At 65.3% G+C, this 17,080-nt stretch carries 14 protein-coding genes, 1 tRNA gene and 1 pseudogene; 9 read left to right on the top strand and 7 right to left on the bottom strand.

Translation table 11 applies throughout. The features are described from left to right. Window positions 1–23 precede the first annotated feature (23 nt). Window positions 24–2,021, bottom strand: coding sequence for a YgcG family protein (locus A5651_RS15710; RefSeq protein ID WP_066982439.1), 1,998 nt, complete (start codon window positions 2,019–2,021; stop codon window positions 24–26). Window positions 2,022–2,105: 84 nt separating this feature from the next. On the opposite strand from A5651_RS15710, the gene A5651_RS15705 reads away from it, so the two are divergent. Genes A5651_RS15705 through A5651_RS15695 form a run of 3 tightly spaced genes read left to right on the top strand, consistent with a single transcriptional unit; the run spans window position 2,106 to window position 5,607 of the window. Next, window positions 2,106–3,368 (top strand): deoxyguanosinetriphosphate triphosphohydrolase, encoded by a 1,263-nt coding sequence (locus A5651_RS15705; RefSeq protein ID WP_066982436.1) that lies wholly within the window; start codon window positions 2,106–2,108, stop codon window positions 3,366–3,368. Between the two features lie 4 nt (window positions 3,369–3,372). Continuing rightward, on the top strand, window positions 3,373–5,262 hold the full coding sequence (dnaG, locus tag A5651_RS15700) for a DNA primase (protein ID WP_066982434.1): 1,890 nt from the start codon (window positions 3,373–3,375) through the stop codon (window positions 5,260–5,262). A gap of 57 nt (window positions 5,263–5,319) precedes the next feature. After that, on the top strand, window positions 5,320–5,607 hold the full coding sequence (locus tag A5651_RS15695; protein WP_369803957.1) for a hypothetical protein: 288 nt from the start codon (window positions 5,320–5,322) through the stop codon (window positions 5,605–5,607). On the opposite strand, the gene A5651_RS15690 is transcribed toward A5651_RS15695, so the two are convergent. After that, complete coding sequence (locus tag A5651_RS15690) at window positions 5,604–5,867, bottom strand: hypothetical protein (RefSeq protein ID WP_066982432.1); 264 nt, start codon at window positions 5,865–5,867, stop codon at window positions 5,604–5,606. The genes A5651_RS15695 and A5651_RS15690 overlap by 4 nt on opposite strands. A 146-nt stretch (window positions 5,868–6,013) precedes the next feature. Between A5651_RS15690 and A5651_RS15685 the strand changes: the two genes are divergently transcribed. From A5651_RS15685 to A5651_RS15670, 4 genes and pseudogenes are all read left to right on the top strand, one after another. Then, window positions 6,014–6,086, top strand: a tRNA-Asn gene (locus tag A5651_RS15685). A 203-nt stretch (window positions 6,087–6,289) separates the two neighbouring features. Further along, window positions 6,290–6,682: a nuclear transport factor 2 family protein gene (locus A5651_RS15680; RefSeq protein ID WP_066982429.1), complete on the top strand. Its 393-nt coding sequence runs from the start codon at window positions 6,290–6,292 to the stop codon at window positions 6,680–6,682. 169 nt (window positions 6,683–6,851) lie between these two features. Continuing rightward, window positions 6,852–8,680 (top strand): annotated as a pseudogene (asnB, locus tag A5651_RS15675) (asparagine synthase (glutamine-hydrolyzing)). 71 nt (window positions 8,681–8,751) lie between these two features. Then, window positions 8,752–10,005 carry a KasA/KasB family beta-ketoacyl-ACP synthase gene (locus A5651_RS15670; protein WP_066982426.1) on the top strand — a complete coding sequence of 418 codons (1,254 nt, stop codon included), beginning with the start codon at window positions 8,752–8,754 and terminating at the stop codon, window positions 10,003–10,005. Window positions 10,006–10,011: 6 nt separating this feature from the next. Here A5651_RS15670 and A5651_RS15665 read toward each other — a convergent pair whose 3' ends face one another. Beyond that, on the bottom strand, window positions 10,012–10,896 hold the full coding sequence (locus A5651_RS15665; protein ID WP_304441189.1) for a cyclopropane mycolic acid synthase family methyltransferase: 885 nt from the start codon (window positions 10,894–10,896) through the stop codon (window positions 10,012–10,014). A gap of 55 nt (window positions 10,897–10,951) precedes the next feature. Beyond that, window positions 10,952–11,908 carry a cyclopropane mycolic acid synthase family methyltransferase gene (locus tag A5651_RS15660; RefSeq protein ID WP_066982423.1) on the bottom strand — a complete coding sequence of 319 codons (957 nt, stop codon included), beginning with the start codon at window positions 11,906–11,908 and terminating at the stop codon, window positions 10,952–10,954. 100 nt (window positions 11,909–12,008) lie between these two features. Between A5651_RS15660 and A5651_RS15655 the strand changes: the two genes are divergently transcribed. After that, window positions 12,009–12,491 (top strand): LppP/LprE family lipoprotein, encoded by a 483-nt coding sequence (locus A5651_RS15655; RefSeq protein ID WP_066982420.1) that lies wholly within the window; start codon window positions 12,009–12,011, stop codon window positions 12,489–12,491. A gap of 9 nt (window positions 12,492–12,500) precedes the next feature. On the opposite strand, the gene A5651_RS15650 is transcribed toward A5651_RS15655, so the two are convergent. Further along, on the bottom strand, window positions 12,501–14,474 hold the full coding sequence (locus tag A5651_RS15650) for an acyl-CoA dehydrogenase (protein ID WP_066982417.1): 1,974 nt from the start codon (window positions 14,472–14,474) through the stop codon (window positions 12,501–12,503). Window positions 14,475–14,576: 102 nt separating this feature from the next. Here A5651_RS15650 and A5651_RS15645 point away from each other — a divergent pair, with 102 nt between their 5' ends. Then, window positions 14,577–15,308 (top strand): VIT1/CCC1 transporter family protein, encoded by a 732-nt coding sequence (locus A5651_RS15645; protein WP_066982414.1) that lies wholly within the window; start codon window positions 14,577–14,579, stop codon window positions 15,306–15,308. 51 nt (window positions 15,309–15,359) lie between these two features. Here A5651_RS15645 and A5651_RS15640 read toward each other — a convergent pair whose 3' ends face one another. Further along, complete coding sequence (locus A5651_RS15640; protein ID WP_066982410.1) at window positions 15,360–16,571, bottom strand: MFS transporter; 1,212 nt, start codon at window positions 16,569–16,571, stop codon at window positions 15,360–15,362. Between the two features lie 26 nt (window positions 16,572–16,597). After that, complete coding sequence (locus A5651_RS15635) at window positions 16,598–17,044, bottom strand: MarR family winged helix-turn-helix transcriptional regulator (RefSeq protein ID WP_066982407.1); 447 nt, start codon at window positions 17,042–17,044, stop codon at window positions 16,598–16,600. Window positions 17,045–17,080: the final 36 nt, after the last annotated feature.

Genomic DNA, 17,080 nt, shown 5'->3' with positions numbered 1-17,080 from the left:
GCTGACGGGATAAGTCGGGAGCCCTAGAAGCGGCCGCCGCCACCGCCGAGGCCACCACCGCCGCCGCCCCAGCCGGACCCGCCGTACGACGTAGAGCTCCAACCGCCGCCGAATCCGCCGCCGAATCCGCCGCGCATCGAGCCGGACAGGATATTGCCCAGGATGATGCCGCCGAGCACGGCGCCCATGTTGGAGCCGGCTCCGCCGCCGTAGCGCCCGACATACGCCTGCTGAGCGGCCTGGGCGTCGGCCGTCGCCATCGACTGCGCCTGCGACGCCAGCATCGCGGCGCCGTTGGCGTGCGCGATCGCCTCGTTGAGGTTGGTCTCCCGCTTGTCCTGAGCGGCCTGCAGCTGGCGCACTGCCTCCGCGAGCCGGGTACGCGCCTCCGGCCCGATGCTGCCGCGCCGCACGTCGATGTAATCGGACACGGCCCGCACCCGCGACCGGGCGGTGAACACGGCCTGGTCGTATGCGCGGCTGAGCCGCGCCGCGGCCTCGCGTTCCTCGGCGACGCTGGCCAGTAGCCGATCCAGGTCCGCATCGGCCTGAGTCAATTTGGTGAAAGCCCCCAACGGATCTGCGGTGCCGTTGCGATGCGCGTCTGCCACGGCTGTGACGGCGGCATCGCGGGCGGCGCTGAGCTCGGCGACGTGCGCGCTGTCGCCTTGCGCCAGCTGATCACCCGCGGCCTTGATGCCGTTCTCGATGTCGGTGATCGCCGCCGGCAGCGTCGCGATCGCCCGGTTGATGTCGGTGCCGGCGCTGTCCACCGCATCGAGCAGCGTGCGCGCCTGCCCGAGCGCCGACTCCGCGGCCCGGATCGCGTCCACGAGCCCGGTCTGGCTGTCCGCGGGCCGGGTCAACAGGTTTCGCGCGTTGGTGATGTTCTGATCGGCGAAACCCAGCCGCTGCTTGGCGGTCTCGACGTTGCCGGCCACCGAAGCCACTGCCGTATGGGCGAATTGCTTGCCCAACGCCGTCAGCGCCTGCTGTGCCGGCTCCAGCCGCGCGGTCAGATCGACCATCTGCTGGGTCAACGAATTCAGCCGGGTCGGCGCGTTGATCACCAGGTTCCGTAACTGCGCGAAGGCTTCCCGCTGGGCATCGAGCTCTCGGTCGGCCTTGGCCGCTGCGACGATCACCCGGGTCAGCAGGTCGCGGCGCTGCGCGGGCGACTCGGGTATGGCGTCGTCGAGAATCTGGCGCACGTTGAATGCCTGCGCCAGAGTCGTTTTCGCGGCGGCGACCGCCTTGCTGAACGGCGCCGTCTCCCGCTCGCCGAATTCCTCGACCGCCAAACTCAATTCGTTGTCGCTGGTTCGTACGGCGTTGTCCACGTCCACCACGATCGACCTCGACAGGTCGTCGAGTGCGTCGATCGACAGCGTCGCCAGCGCGTTCGGATCAGACGGGTCGACGCGGCGGGCCGCGGCGAGCTCGGCCTCGCGCCGCTTGCGACGTCGCCGCCTGCTCCACAGCCACAGCAACAGCACGAGGATCGCGATGATCGCCAAGGCGACCAGCAGCCCGAACGTCGAGATACCGGATCCCGATGCGCTCGCCGAATTCAGTCCCTCGGCCGCTGCGACGGCCGCGCCGGCCCAGTCGTTGGCGCGCAGCTTTGGCTCGATCACATTGCGGCGGATGTCATTGGACTTCGAGTCGCTGACGATCTGCGTCGGCACCAAAAAGGCGTAGGAGCGGTCCCTGACCGCCACCGCCAGGATGGCGTCGTCGGTATTTAAGTCGCTTGTTCGCCTGGTGCTCTCGGCCCAGTTCACCGCGCCGAGGCCGTTGAAGGTGTCGACGTAGACGACCCAGAGCCTGGTTCGGCGGTCGTTGTAGAGCTCGTCGACGGCCTGCTGTACCTGGGTGACCTGCGAGCCGTTCAGCACATCAGCCTGATCGGTGACATAGCTTGGCAACCGGAACGGCGGCGTGCTGCCCGCGCTCGGGGCCAGCAGCACACCTGCGGCCGCAATCGCGAGGACCAGGCTGAGCAGGCGGGCTATACGCATGCCCGCCAATGTATCGACTCGGCGGGGCATGACAGCGGGTACGGCCGATCCGTCCTGGCAGACTGTGCGTCGGTGGCGAATAACGTGGCGAATGACAAAGATGCGTATGACGAGTTCGACCGGCAGCGGCTGGTGGTCGAACCGCCGAAGCGTGCCGGGTTGCCGGGAACCGACACCGAACACCGCACCGATTTCGCCCGCGACCGAGCGCGGGTACTGCACTGCGCGGCGCTGCGTCGACTGGCCGACAAGACACAGGTCGTCGGCCCGCGGCAGAGTGACACCCCGCGCACCCGGCTCACACATTCGCTCGAGGTCGCACAGATCGGCCGCGGCATGGCGATCGGGCTTGGCTGCGATCCCGACCTCGTCGACCTGGCCGGCCTCGCCCACGACATCGGGCATCCGCCATACGGCCACAACGGTGAGCGCGCCCTCAATGAGATCGCCGACGCACACGGCGGCTTCGAGGGCAACGCGCAGAACTTCCGCATCCTGACCCGGCTCGAACCCAAAGTCCTTGACCCGCAAGACCATAGCGCGGGGTTGAATTTGACCCGCGCGGCGCTGGACGCGGTAACGAAGTATCCGTGGCAACGCGGCACGCGGGCCAGCAAGTTCGGGTTCTACCGCGACGACGTGGCCGCCGCGGACTGGATGCGTGACGGCGCGCCGGAGTTCCGCCCGTGCCTGGAGGCCCAGGTGATGGACTGGGCCGACGACGTGGCCTATTCCGTGCACGACGTCGAGGACGGCGTGGTGTCGGGGCGGATCGACCTTCGCGTGCTCGCCGACGACGATGCCGCCGCCGAGTTGGGCCGGCTGGGGGAGTCGAGCGGCATGGGCGGCGGCCTGTCCGCCGACGAGCTGGTGTCGGCGGCGGGCCGGCTTTCCGAGCTGCCGATGGTCGCGGGCGTCGGCAAGTACGACGCCACGCTCGCGGCATCCGTGGCGCTGAAGAAGCTCACCAGCGAGTTGGTCGGGCGCTTCGCCTCGGCCGCCATCGCGGCCACCCGCGCCATAGCCGGACCGCAGCCGCTGGTCCGCTACGCCGCAGACCTGCAGGTGCCGGCACTCGTGCGGGCCGAGGTCACGCTGCTGAAGGTGCTGGCGCTGCAGTTCATCATGTCCGACCCGCGACACCTTGAACTGCAGGCCCGCCAGCGTGAGCGCATCCACCGGGTGGCCGAGTGGCTGTCGGCGGGTGCACCTGCGACGCTCGACCCGATCTTGGTGCCAGCCTTCAACGCCGCCTCCGACGATGGTGAGCGGCTTCGCGTGGTCATCGACCAGATCGCGTCGTTCACCGAAGGGCGATTGGAGAGGCTGGAACCGGCTCTAGACTGAGCCCGTGGCCGGCCGGATACCTGATCGCGATATCGCGGCCATTCGTGAACGCGTGCGCATCGAAGACGTGGTCGGCGATTACGTGCAGCTGCGCCGCGCGGGAGCCGATTCGCTGAAGGGTCTGTGCCCGTTCCACGACGAGAAGTCCCCGTCGTTTCACGTGCGCCCCAACCACGGCCATTTCCACTGCTTCGGCTGCGGTGAGGGCGGTGACGTGTACGCGTTCGTCCAGAAGATCGAACACGTCAGCTTCGTCGAGGCCGTCGAACTGCTCGCCGATCGCGTCGGCTATACCGTCACCTACACCGGTGCGGCAACCAGCGTGCAGCGTGACCGCGGCAGCCGCAGCCGGCTGCTCGCCGCCAACGCCGCCGCCCAGCAGTTCTACGCCGAGGCGCTGAACTCCGATGAAGCCGCCCCCGCGCGGCAATACCTGCTCGACCGCAACTTCGACGCCGAGACCGCGGCGCGGTTCGGTTGCGGCTTCGCGCCCTCGGGCTGGGACACCTTGACAAAGCACTTGCTGCGCAAGGGGTTTGAGTTCAAGGAGCTCGAAGCCGCGGGGCTGTCGCGAGAAGGCAAACGCGGCCCGATGGACCGTTTCCATCGTCGGCTGCTGTGGCCGATTCGGGTGTCCAGCGGTGAGGTCATCGGTTTCGGGGCGCGCCGCTTGTTCGACGATGACCAGAACCAGGCCAAGTACGTCAATACCCCCGAAACGGTGCTGTACAAGAAGTCGTCGGTGCTGTTCGGTCTCGACCACGCCAAGCGCGATATCGCCAAGTCCCATCAGGCGGTGGTCGTCGAGGGCTACACCGACGTGATGGCCATGCACGTCGCCGGTGTGACGACGGCGGTGGCGTCGTGCGGAACCGCCTTCGGCGACGAGCACCTCGCGATGCTGCGGCGACTCATGATGGACGACAACTTCTTTCGAGGCGAGCTCATCTACGTGTTCGACGGTGATGCGGCGGGCCGGGCTGCCGCCGTCAAAGCATTCGACGGTGAACAGAACCTCGCGGGCCAGTCGTTCGTTGCGGTTGCCGCCGACGGCATGGACCCGTGTGACCTTCGGCTGCGGCACGGCGACGGAGCCCTGCGCGACCTCGTCGCACGCCGAACCCCGTTGTTCGAGTTCGCAATTCGCACTGCGCTGGCTGACCACGACCTCGACAACGCCGAGGGGCGGGTGGCCGCGCTGCGGCGGTGCGTGCCGATGGTGGCGCGCATCAAGGACCCGACGCTGCGCGACGAATACGCGCGCCAGCTGGCCGGCTGGGTGGGCTGGGAGGACGTCGCCCAAGTGGTGGGCCGCGTCCGGGATCAAGCCAAGGGCGGCAAACAGACTCCGCAGCCGCGTGGCCGGGCGGCGGCTGCCGCTGCCAAGACGGTGGCGCGGCCCGACCCGCGCGACCCCACGTTGTGGCCGCAGCGGGAAGCGCTGAAGTCGGCGCTGCAGTACGCCGCGATCGCCGGCCCGGTATTCGACGCGTTGACGCCGGAGACCTTCACCCACCCCGGCTATGCCGCGGTGCGCAACGCGATCGCGGCGGCCGGTGGTACGTCGGCTGGCGCCGCGGGCGCCGAATGGATCGAAGCCGTCCGTGCGCAGACCGGTTCGGAGGCGGCGGCGAGCCTGGTCAACGAGCTCGGCGTGGAATCCATCAGCGTGGAAGATGACGAGAAGTTACCGCGGTACATCAGCGGTGTCCTCGCCCGTCTGCAGGAGGTCGCCGTCGGGCGGCAGATCGCCGAGGTCAAATCGAAGCTGCAGCGCATGTCTCCGGTCGAGCAGGGCGACGAATACCACGCACTGTTCGGCGACCTGGTCGCGATGGAGGCGTATCGCCGCAGCCTGCTGGAACAGGCCAGCGGCGACGACCTGACTGCATAATTCGCCGTCCGGCGTTATGGTGTAGACGCCCTGGGCCCGAAGGTGAAAGGCAAGTTGGTGGCTTCGAAGAAGACCCGTCGGTGGATCATTGTCAGCGCTTTCGCGGCCGCCACGGCTGCGGCACCGGTCATCGTCGCGGCGACTCTGACGTCTGCCGAGCCACAGCAGCAGGCCTATCCCGGCCAGTGCCTCGCGTGGTTCGGTAACCAAGAGGACGGCAAGTGCCTGGGCTACTCCAACGGCCAGCCGATCAGCGGCGGCACGCCCTGGGGTGTCTACGGCCCCAACAACTATCAAAACGGCGTGATGTTGCCGGGCACCACCATCAACAGGGGCCTTAACTAGCTCCTTTTGTTCGCGGCTGGCTGAGGCTCCGTCTCGGGCTCAAGTACGTCGGTTTGGGCGTCGATCGGCGTCAACGTCACCATTTGCGGGTCGGGTGAGACCCGGTTGGCGATCTTGCGGCGTCCGGCCGTAATCACAGCCTTGGCGGCCGGGCTTTCGGTAACGGCGCGATAGGTGCCCGCGATCTGCTCATATCGACGCCGGCCGGCCTTAGTCCCCAACACATAGCCGACGGCCAATACGGCGACATACCGGAACACAGGGCCCCTCCCAGACGACGGTGCAACGGGTCCATCCTGCCTCACGGCGGGGGGTGCATGCCCAGTCGGGAGATCATTGGCGGGCCGACCGGCACGTAAGCTAAAGTCAACCCTCGGCCCGCGGCGGAAGCTCGCGGGCAGGGCAATCCCCTGTAGCTCAATTGGCAGAGCATTCGGCTGTTAACCGAAGGGTTGCTGGTTCGAGTCCAGCCGGGGGAGCAAGCCCACCTAAGACCTATTTGCGTCTGCAGCAGCGGCCATATCATTCGTGCGAATCGCTGCAAAACGCTCCGGGTCGAGTTCGACAATGTGCTTGGCGGCGAACGGTCTGACTGATCCGAAAGTCGCGCCCCTGCGGCTCCCCAGACCGGCCACTCCTCTCGCGGCCGAATTATCGGATGCGCACGAAGGGGGCATTTACAGTGTCCGAGCAGGAAAACAACAAGGAACTGGTCAAAAAGGGCTACGCCGCTTTCGCGGCAGGTGACGTCCAGACGGTGATGGACCTTTTCGATGACGACATCGAATGGGTGCAGCCCGGCCAAAGCGCCATCAGCGGTACCTTCCACGGCAAGAGCGAAGTCATGGAGTTTCTGGGTCGGCTGGCCGAGAAGTCGCCGACGGTGACCGTGAAACGGCTGATCGCCGAAGGCGACACGGTGGTGGCCATCACGGAGGTCACGATCGACGGAGAAACCAGTGAGGATGTCGACGTCATGACGATTCGCGACGGCAAGACCGTGCGGATGGACGTGCACGGGGACACCGCGTTGCTCGAGCGGATCTACGGAAAGAAGGCGCTGGCCGCCGGATAACCCCCAATCAATCACTGGACTGGCAGGCGTCATCTAAGGGTGACGTCTGCCACTTTTTATCCGCGAATCCTTGTTCGTGGCTTCGGTTTTGAGGCTGTGACTTTGCTGTGTGCCGAATACATAGGGTACCAATATAGTTAACGGAGTCGAAACATATGGAGGGTCGGACATGTGTGGAATCACCGGCTGGGTGGACTACTCACGGGATCTGCGTCAGGAACGTCGAACCGTCGACGCGATGACCGAAACCATGGCATGCCGGGGCCCCGACGCATCGGGTGTGTGGGTTGAGCGAAACGCCGCGCTGGGCCATCGCCGGCTGGCCGTCATCGATCTGCCCGGCGGTGCCCAGCCGATGACGGTGTCCACACCAACGGCGATGTGGCAATGGTCTACAGCGGCGAGGCCTACAACTTCACCGAGCTGCGCGAGGAGCTGCGGCAGGCGGGCCATACCTTCGCCACGTCCAGTGACACCGAGGTCGTGCTGCGCGGCTACCTGCAGTGGGGAGATTCGGTAGCCGACCGGCTGAACGGCATGTACGCGTTCGCCATCTGGGATGCGCGCGATCGCAAGCTGGTGATGATCCGCGACCGCATGGGAATCAAGCCGTTCTACTTCTATCGCACGCCCGACGGCGTCCTGTTCGGCTCAGAGCCCAAGGCGATTCTGGCGAACCCGTTGGCACAGCGGGTCGTCGACGTCGACGGACTTCGCGAAAGCCTCGTGCCCGTCAAGACACCCAGGCTCGCGGTGTGGAAGGGCATGTCCGAAGTCGAGCCGGGCACCATCGTCACGGTCGACGCGAACGGCGTCCGCGAACGCACTTACTGGCGGCTGGAGTCGAAGCTGCACACCGACGACCGCGACACCACCGTGGCGCACGTGCGCGAGTTGCTCGACGACATCGTCCGCCGGCAACTGGTCGCCGACGTCCCCGAGTGCGTGTTGTTGTCCGGCGGCCTGGATTCCAGTGCCATTACCGTCCTTTCGGCCCGCGAGCTCAGTGAGCCGGTGCGCACGTTTGCCGTCGACTTCGTCGATCAGGCCGAGAACTTCAAGCCCAGCGAGATGCGGCAGACGATGGACACGCCATATGTGCACGACGTGGCCCGCCACATCGGCTCCGATCACACCGATATCGTGCTTGATCACAACCAGCTGGCCGATATGGATCTGCGGCGCAAGGTCGTTGGGGCCCGCGATATGCCGTTGGGGCTGGGCGATATGGATGCCTCGCTGTACCTGTTGTTCAAGGCCATCAGTCAGCAATCCACCGTGGCACTCTCTGGTGAGTCGGCCGACGAGATCTTCGGCGGTTACCGGCAGTTCCACGACCCTCGGGTACAGCAGACCAACGCGTTCCCCTGGATCGCGATCGGTGACAGACCCATCGACACCAGCGGTGAGATTCTCACGCCTGGGTTGCGATCCGCCGTCGACCTCGACACCTACATGCAGGACCGCTACACCGAGGCAGTCGCAGAAGTGCAACGGCTCGACGGTGAAGACGACTTCACCCACCGGATGCGCGTCATGAGCTATCTGCACCTGACGCGGTTCGTGCGAATTCTGTTGGACCGCAAGGACAGAATGAGCATGGCGGTCGGTCTGGAGGTTCGGGTGCCCTTCTGCGATCACCGGCTGGTCGAATACGTCTACAACACGCCATGGTCGCTGAAGACCTACGACGGCCGCGAGAAGAGCCTGCTTCGCGGCGCGGCGCGCGACGTGCTGCCCGAGTCGGTGGTCAACCGCGTGAAGAGCCCGTACCCGTCCACCTCGGATCCCCAGTACGGCGCCGCGATTCAGGCGCACGTCAAGGATTTGTTCGGCTCTGGCAACGACGCGCTGTTCAGTCTGATCGACCGTAAGGCCCTGGAACGACTCGTCGAGTTGGATCCCGAGACCCTCGCGCCGGTCGAACGCACCCGCATGGAACGGATCCTCGACCTGGCGGTGTGGCTCGACATGTACAGGCCGACCATCGAGTTCTGATCACGCGCCGTCGCCGAGGTTTCATTTTCTGGGCTGAGGGCATTTTTCCTTGAGGCACAAGGGGGTGGCATATGACAGGCAACGGTGGACGCGGACGGCCCGACGTCGTCGTTACCGCGATCGAGTCGACGACCTCTCTTGCGCCCAACGCTGAGGACACGTGGCGACAGCTCCTGGACGGCCGAAGTGGTATCAGGACGCTCGAGAAGCCCTTCCTCGACGAGTTCGACCTCGAGGTGCGGATCGGCGGTGAACTGCGGGAGGACTTCGACGACCACCTTTCCCGCGTCGAGGTGCGCCGAATGTCGTATATGCAGAAGATGGCGGCGGTGCTGGGGCGGCGGCTCTGGGAAAAGGCCGGGTCGCCGGAGGTGGAGCCCCGACGGCTCGCCGTCTCCGTTGGGCAAGCGCTGGCTTCGACCCAGGTGCTTATCGGTCTTTACCAGGATCTGAAAGCCGAGGGTATGAGGGCGGTTCGAAAGATGCCGCTCGTGGTGCAGATGCACATGCCGAATGCGCCTGCGGCCGCGATCGGCCTGGATCACAAAGCCAGGGCAGGAATCATGTCGCCGGTGCTATCTGATGCCTCCGGCGCAGCCGCTATCCAGCAAGGCTGGCAACACATCGTGTTCGGCGATGCCGACGTCGCGATCTGCGGCGGCGTGGAAGCCCGGATCGAGGCCGTACCTGTGGCGACGTTCAGCGTGCTGGGCATGCTGTCGACAAACAACAGCGACCCCGAAGGCGCCAGTCGACCATTTGACAAGAATCGTGACGGCATGGTGCTCGGCGAAGGCGGAGCGCTGATGCTTTTGGAGACCGAGGAGCATGCGAAAGCTCGTGGCGCCGACATCCTGGCTCGGGTCCTCGGCGCGGCCGTCACCTATGACGGCCACCACGACGTGGCCCCCGAGCCGTCAGGCGAGATGGCGGGTGAAGCCGTCACCCGTGCGATCAGGCAGGCGGCTCTCCAACCGGCCGACATCGACCACGTCAACGCCAATGCCTCCGGCACCATCTACGGAGATCTGGCCGAGGCGCGGGCGCTGCGGGCCGCTTTCGGAACCCACCGACCCGCCGTTTACGCACCCAAGGCAGCATTGGGTCATTCACTGGGTTCTGCGGGGGCCATCGAAGCCGTCCTGACGGTACAGGCGTTACGCGACGGCGTCGCGCCACCCACACTCAACGTCACCGAACTCGACAGCGAGATCGAACTCGACGTCATCGTGGGTGAGCCGCGTCGGAGCGACTACCGCTACGCGGTCAGTCCTTCGTTCGGAGTCGGCGGCCACAACGTGGCCCTGGTTTTCGGCGCGTACTGAGCCCGTCTACTTAACTAGCGTGAACTGCCCGACGCTGCTGATGCCGCGGCTGAAGAAATCTGAGCATCCGGTCAGATACCTGATGTACCGGTCGTAGACCTCCGGCGACGTCACCGCGATGGCCTGGTCGCGGGCGGCCGTCAGTCGTTCGGTCCACGTGTCGAGCGTCCGCACGTAGTGCGGCGTCAGGTACTCCAGTTGTTCGATCGTCAAGCCGGCTTTCCTGGAACATTCGACGATGTCCTCGTCGCAGGGCACGCCGCCGCCCGGGAAGATTTCCGTGCCGAGGAACCGCATGAACTTCACGTCGCTCATGGTGACCCGCAAACCGATATCGGCCCAGCGCCTCATCGGTTGTCCCATGATCGTCTGCAGCACCATGCGTCCGTCGTTCGGCAGGATGCGCTGGCACATCTCGAAGAACGGCACGTACCGCTCCTTCGGGAAGGCCTCGAACGCCTCGATACTGACGATCCGGTCGACGCGCTCGTCGAACTCTTCCCACCCACGCAGCATCACTCTGCGCGACCGGTCGGTGTCGACGCCGTCGACGACATGCTGGCCGAGGGCCAATTGATTCCGGCTCAGCGTCAAGCCGATGACGTTGACGTCGTATTTCTCGAGGGCCCTTTTCATGGTGGAGCCCCAGCCGCACCCGATATCGAGCAGCGTCATGCCGGGCTGCAAGCCCAGCTTGCCGAGCGCGAGATCAATCTTCGCCAGTTGCGCCTCTTCCAGTGACATGTCGTCGCGCTCGAAGTATGCGCAGCTGTATGTCCGCGTCGGATCCTGGAACAGGCCGAAGAACTCATTCGAGAGGTCGTAGTGGGCCTGGACATCTTCGTAGGCGACTTTCATCGTCGTCGAGTCCTTGATCACGCCTCCCGGCATCGGCAGACCCCCTTCTGTCCGAATCCTTCCCGATCGAAGTTCAACATGATGTCGGCTAAGCGGGAGCCTTTTCGAGGGTGAACTGGGCGACATCGGTGTAACCCTCGCGGAACAGGTCTGAGCAGCCTCTCAAGTACTTAACGAAGCGCTCGTAGATTTCCTCAGAGGTGATCGCGATGGCCTCGTCCTTCTTGGCCTCCAGGTTGGCGGCCCAGGTGTCGAGCGTCTTGACGTAGTTCGGCTGCAGATGCTGCACGCGCGTCACGGTGAAGCCGGCCTTGGTGGCGTGTTCCTCGATGAGGGCGGCCAACGGCAGTCGACCACCGGGATAAATCTCGTCCATGATGAATTTGATGAACCGCAGGTGCGACATCGTGATCTTGAGTTGCTTTGCGCGGACCTCTTCGTCGCTCGGGATGATGATCGAATGCAGCAGCTGCACTCCGTCGTCAGGCAGGATGTTGAACGTTTTCTTGAAGTAGTCGGCATATTTGCTGAAGCCGAAATGCTCGAAGGCGCCGATCGACACCACCCGGTCTACGGGCTCGTCGAATTCCTCCCACGGCTGCAGCCGTACCTCCATACGGCGCTTGCTCGTGGAATTGGCGAACCAGTGCTCCTCGATGTGCCTCTTCTGGTTCTCCGACAGTGTCAGGCCGATGACGTTGACGTCGTACTTGTCGACCGCCCGCATGATGGTTGAGCCCCAACCACATCCGATGTCGAGGAGTGTCATCCCCGGCTGCAGGCCCAGCTTGCCGAGTGCGAGGTCTATCTTGGCGATCTGGGCCTCCTCGAGCGTCATGTCGTCGCGTTCGAAGTAGGCACAGCTGTAGGTCTGAGTGGGGTCCTGCCACAACTTGAAGAAGTCGTTGCTGATGTCGTAGTGGAATTGGACTTCTTTTTTGTCCGATCCCTTGGTCTTGGCTGCCGATTTCGACAGCCACTCCGACCTGATATTAGGTGCTGTGCTCGATGTATCCGCCACTGTTTCCGCCCCGTTGTCGCTCATTGCCAATATGGCCTATGGCGCCCGCTTTAGCAATGAACCACGCGCTTTCATCTGCCCGCGCATTCTGTGCTTCGGCGTAACCGCCCGTAGGCTCGCGGCCATGCCGCCACGTCGCCTGCCTGCCGCGCTGATCGCCGTTGGACTCATCTCAGCCGGCTGCGGATGGAGCCCGCCGAGCCCGCCGCCGACGAGCACGCAGGCCTGCGCGCCATCCGACGCGCCGACGCCCGAGACCGTCTCTGCTGCGGTGGCAGGCCTTCCGCAGGGTCCGCAGTGGCGCGAGACGGCGCGTGGTCACACTCCCGACTGCCGGCTGAACTGGGTCGTGGTCAAGGGTGGTGACGCGTCGGACAGCCCGATGCAAGTGCTGTTCTTCGATCGGAACAACCCGCTCGGCCCTGCCACGCCCGAGCCGCGGACCTACATCAACGTGATCTCGATCGGCAATCAGACCGCCAGTGTGCAGTACCAGTGGCGCCAAGGTCAGGATGCGGCGTGCTGCCCTACCGGCATCGGCACGGTCCGGTTCGAGATCAGCGACGAGGGCAAGATCAAGGCGCTCGACCCTATCCCGAATCCCTAGCGCACCAGACTATTTGGGTCCGATGGTGCCCGCCGACGTCGCGTCCTGCTCCTCCTCGGCATCCGCGTCGGGAATGTTCTCCGGATGCAGCATCTCCGCGTAGCGCAGCTGCTCGGGGATCCCGAACCCGTCGACCAGCAGCTCAGCGTACGGTCGCAGATTGCGGCAGCGTTCGTTGATACCGCGGGTGACGGCCTTGGCGCGTTCGGTGGACAGGAAGCGGTGCTCCATGAACCAGGCCCGGTCCTGCTCGATGACCGACAGCGCGTACAGGTCGCATACCATGTTGAGGATCTTGCGGGCCTCGTCGTCCTCACATGAGTCGATGCCCGCCACGAATGCCTCCAGGATGATGCGTTCGATGTGCGCCCGCGCGGTGTGCAACACGTGGTCCTGGACGGAGTTGAAGGCGTCGAACGCGCTCATCTCCCTGGACTTGCCTTGCAGTCGGCGGGCCACCGTGGACAGCATGTACTGTTCGCGGTCCTCGAACATCTGCACCTGGGTGCCGCGGTTGAAGAGGCTGCCCTCCTCCTCGTTGTCCTGCCGCGTGTCGAGGATGGTCTGCATGATCGTCTCGGCGGCAGTGCGTTTCAGCACCCGCTCGCCGGCGAAGTTCGCCGCGAACCGCACCCACTCCACCGGGCTCATGCCCTTGATGTCGTCGGCGTAGGCGGTCAACAGCTCCTTGGCGACCAGCTGGGTCAGCACGTGGTTGTCGCCCTCGAAGGTGGTGAACACGTCGGTGTCGGCCTTCAGCGCGATCAGCCGGTTCTCGGCGAGATAGCCTGCGCCACCGCATGCTTCGCGTGCTTCCTGGATCGCGGCGGTCGCATGCCAGGTGTTGGCCGCCTTCAGGCCCGCCGCGCGGGACTCCAACTCACGTTGTTCTTCGGGGTCAGGGTCGTCGGAGCTTTGCAGCTCGTGACACTTGGCGACCAGTTCGTTCTGCGCGAACTGCAGGGCGTAGGACTTAGCGATCAGCGGGAACAACCGGCGCTGGTGCACCAGGTAGTCCATGATCAGCACCTCGCCCTCCTCGTCGGGAGCGGAGAACTGCTTGCGCTGCAACGCATATCGGGTCGCAATGTCCAGCGCCACGCGGGCCGCGGCGCCGGCGCTACCGCCCACTGTGACGCGACCGCGGATCAGCGTGCCCAGCATCGTGAAGAAGCGCCGACCCACATTCTCAATCGGCGAGGAATACGTGCCGTCCTCGGCGACGTCGGCGTACTTGTTGAGAAGGTTCTCGCGCGGGACGCGGACCTGGTCGAACTGGATGCGGCCGTTGTCCACACCGGGCAACCCGCCTTTGTAGTGGCAGTCCGACGTCGTGACACCCGGCAGGTCGTTGCCCTCCTCGTCGCGGATCGGCACAACGAAACAGTGCACGCCGTGCCCTTCCCCGTCCGGTGTGATCAGCTGAGCGAAAACCGCTGCCACCCGAGCGGTTTCGGCGGCGCCGCCGATGTAATCCTTGCGGGAGGTGCGGGTGGGGGAGTCGATGATGAATTCCTGTGTCGACGGGTCGTAGGTCGCCGTCGTCTCGAGGGATTGCACGTCGCTGCCGTGGCCGGTCTCGGTCATCGCAAAGCAGCCCAGCAGCTCCAGGTCGATGATTTTCTTGACGTACCGTTCGTGATGCCGCTCGGTCCCGAGGTTCTCGATGGCTCCGCCGAACAGACCCCACTGCACACCGGCCTTGACCATCAGGGACAGGTCGGACATCGCGAGCATCTCGATCTGCGCGATGGCTGCACCGACGTCGCCGTTGCCGCCGTGCTCTTTCTTGAAGCCGTCCTCCGCCGCGCCACGCTCGGCCATGATCTTCAACTGCTCGGCCACCTTGGTGCGGGCGATGACGGTGTTGGGTGTGTAGTGCGGGCGGAAGATCTCGCTGGAGAGCTGTTTGCGCATGTCGTTTTTCACATCGCGCCAACGGCCGTCAAGGGTGTTGCGCAGATGATCCGCGGTGGTGGTCATACCTTGACGTTAGCCCGTGGCGGTCCGGTGGAAACTGTGATGTGGCAAACGTAGGCAAACCTCGCTGGACCAGTGGAAATCCTTGGCGTTGAATCTCATGCCATGGCCGAGACAAACGAAGCTCCGCTGTCACCGACGGGGCTGCCTCACGTCAGAGGACACCGTCATTCCGACGTGTCGGGCGGTTGGCTTCGCGCCGCCACCTTCGGCGCGATGGACGGGCTGGTCAGCAACACCGCGCTGATCGCGGGAGTGGCGGCCGCAGCAAGCTCGCAAACCGTCGTCATCAGCGGTGTGGCGGGCCTGCTGGCCGGCGCCTTCTCGATGGCGCTGGGCGAGTACACATCGGTCACCACCGCAAACGAACAGATCGACTCCGAAGTGCTGGTGGAGCGTCGCGCGTTCGAGCACCATCCGACGGCGGAGCGGGCCGAGCTCATCGGCATGCTGGTGAAACTGGGGCTGACGAGGGAGACCGCCGCGGTGGCGACCGACGAGATCCATCGTGACCCGAACAAGGCGGTCAATTTCCATCTCGTTCAGGAGCTGGGGGTCAACCCGACGGAGAAGCCGTCGCCGTGGGTCGCGGCGCTGTCATCGTTCGTGATGTTCGCGATCGGTGCCGTGGTGCCGCTCATCCCGTACCTGCTGGGGTTCGAGTCGTTGACCGGCGGGCTGGTCTGCGGTGGCATCGGGTTGGCAGTCGCCGGCGCCGTCGCCGCCCGGTTCACCAGTAGGCCCTGGTGGTGGGCGTCGGCGCGGCAGATGTTGTTCGGCGGAATCGCGATCGCCGCGACCTATATCGTCGGCACGCTGGTCGACTCACTCCTCTAGGCGCGATTTGGGCGTGATTTCCCGCGCCGTGCGCGGGTTTTCACGCCCAACTCACGACTCGACGCCGACGGTCATCGACTCGGCGTAATCGGTCAGCTCTTCCAATTCCGTTTCCTCGATGTCGATTCCGGTCAGGTGCCCGCGCGTGGCCGCGAGTACGCCCGCGCCCAGCAACACGCCACCTGCGCCCACCCAGAACGGCAGGTGCACGCTGACCTGCTCGCCGAGCACGCCGGCCAGCCACGGCGCGACAGCGGCGCCGCCGAACCGCAGGAAGCTGTAGGCCGCCGAGGCCACACCGCGTTCCACGGGCGCGGCCTTCATCACGGTTTCGGTGATCAACGTGTTGTTGACGCCGATGAACAGCCCGGCCACCACCACGCACGCGGCCAGGACCGCCTTCAGTTCGGTGAAGACCGCCATTACGGCCAACGTCGCCGTCATCGCCACCAGGTTGACGATCAATACGTTCACCGTCCCGAACCGGTGCTGCAGTCGTGGCGCAACCACCACGGAGGTGAACGCCAGCGCGATGCCCCAGCCGAAGAAGATCAGCCCGATTTGGTGGGCGCTCATGTCGAGGGGGAATGGCGTGAAGGCCAACAGGGTGAAGAACCCGAAGTTGTACAGCAGCGCGGTGATTCCGACGCCGAGCAGACCGCGGTGCCGCAGGGCGCGGAACGGGTCGGCCAGGGTGGTCGCGCGTTCAGCACGCGGTGTCGACGGCAGCAGGAATGCGGTGACGACCAGCGCGACGGCCATCAACGCCGAGACCCCGAAGAACGGTCCGCGCCACGAGATCGAGCCCAGCACACCGCCGACCAGAGGCCCGACGGCGATGCCCAGGCCCAGCGCCGCCTCGTAGAGGATGATCGCCTGGGCGACCGATCCGCGCGCCGAGTTGACGATCGTGGCCAGCGCCGTCGCGATGAATAGGGCGTTGCCGAGGCCCCACAGTGCCCGCCAGCCGACGATTCCCATCACGGTGTCCGACAGGCCTGCCAGCCCGGCGCCGGCGATGATCACGGCCAGGCCCAGCAGCAGTGTGCGTTTGGGGCCGATCCGGCTGGCGACCACGCCGGTGATGAGCATGGCGACGCCCATCACCGCCATGTAGCTGGTGAACAGCAACGAGACTTGCGACGGTGAGGCGTTGAGGTTGTCGGCGATTGGCTTGAGGATGGGGTCGACGAGTCCGATGCCCATGAAGGCGACGACAGAAGCGAACGCAACGGCCCAGACGGCTTTGGGTTGGCGCCACATACGGGTGCCTGCTCCTAACTATTGAACTATTGCTCTTTGACGGTTGGTTTCGGGGCTGCCGCGTCTTTGAGGAGCTTGCGCATCACACGAACGGCGTCGTCGAGCGTCCGGCGGTCGGCCTCATCGAGCCGTTCCAGATACGGGTCGATGGCGGCGCCGCGATCGACGCGAACCTGCCGCAGCGTGTCGACGCCTTTGTCGGTGATGCGGATGAGCACAGCCCGTGCATCGTCGGGATCGACGGTGCGTGACACCAGCCCGGCGTCCTCCAGCCTGCGAACCTGCATGGTCATCGTCGGCTGGGAGCAATGATCGAGCGCGGCGAGATCGGAGATGCGCGCCGCGCCCTGATCTTCGATAGTGGACAACAGGCGCCCCTGCGCGAACGGCAAAGGGATGCGGGCCCGCTGCGATGCGAGCCGGTTGAGTCGTGCCACCACGGCAAGCAGGTCGGCGCCAAGGGTCGGGGTCACGACTCCATAATTACATAGCTTCACTATGCGTATCAA

The organism is Mycobacterium sp. 1274761.0, assembly GCF_001668615.1.
Lineage (GTDB): Bacteria > Actinomycetota > Actinomycetes > Mycobacteriales > Mycobacteriaceae > Mycobacterium.
Note: the sequence above shows the minus strand (reverse complement) of the source record. Positions and strands in the feature narration are given on the sequence as shown.

Coding starts and splice junctions, on each gene's coding strand:
- A5651_RS15710 (WP_066982439.1), bottom strand. CDS start 2,021: ATGCGTATAGCCCGCCTGCTCAGCCTGGTCCTCGCGATTGCGGCCGCA.
- A5651_RS15670 (WP_066982426.1), top strand. CDS start 8,752: ATGACAGGCAACGGTGGACGCGGACGGCCCGACGTCGTCGTTACCGCG.
- A5651_RS15665 (WP_304441189.1), bottom strand. CDS start 10,896: ATGCCGGGAGGCGTGATCAAGGACTCGACGACGATGAAAGTCGCCTAC.
- A5651_RS15660 (WP_066982423.1), bottom strand. CDS start 11,908: ATGAGCGACAACGGGGCGGAAACAGTGGCGGATACATCGAGCACAGCA.
- A5651_RS15655 (WP_066982420.1), top strand. CDS start 12,009: ATGCCGCCACGTCGCCTGCCTGCCGCGCTGATCGCCGTTGGACTCATC.
- A5651_RS15650 (WP_066982417.1), bottom strand. CDS start 14,474: ATGACCACCACCGCGGATCATCTGCGCAACACCCTTGACGGCCGTTGG.
- A5651_RS15645 (WP_066982414.1), top strand. CDS start 14,577: ATGGCCGAGACAAACGAAGCTCCGCTGTCACCGACGGGGCTGCCTCAC.
- A5651_RS15640 (WP_066982410.1), bottom strand. CDS start 16,571: ATGTGGCGCCAACCCAAAGCCGTCTGGGCCGTTGCGTTCGCTTCTGTC.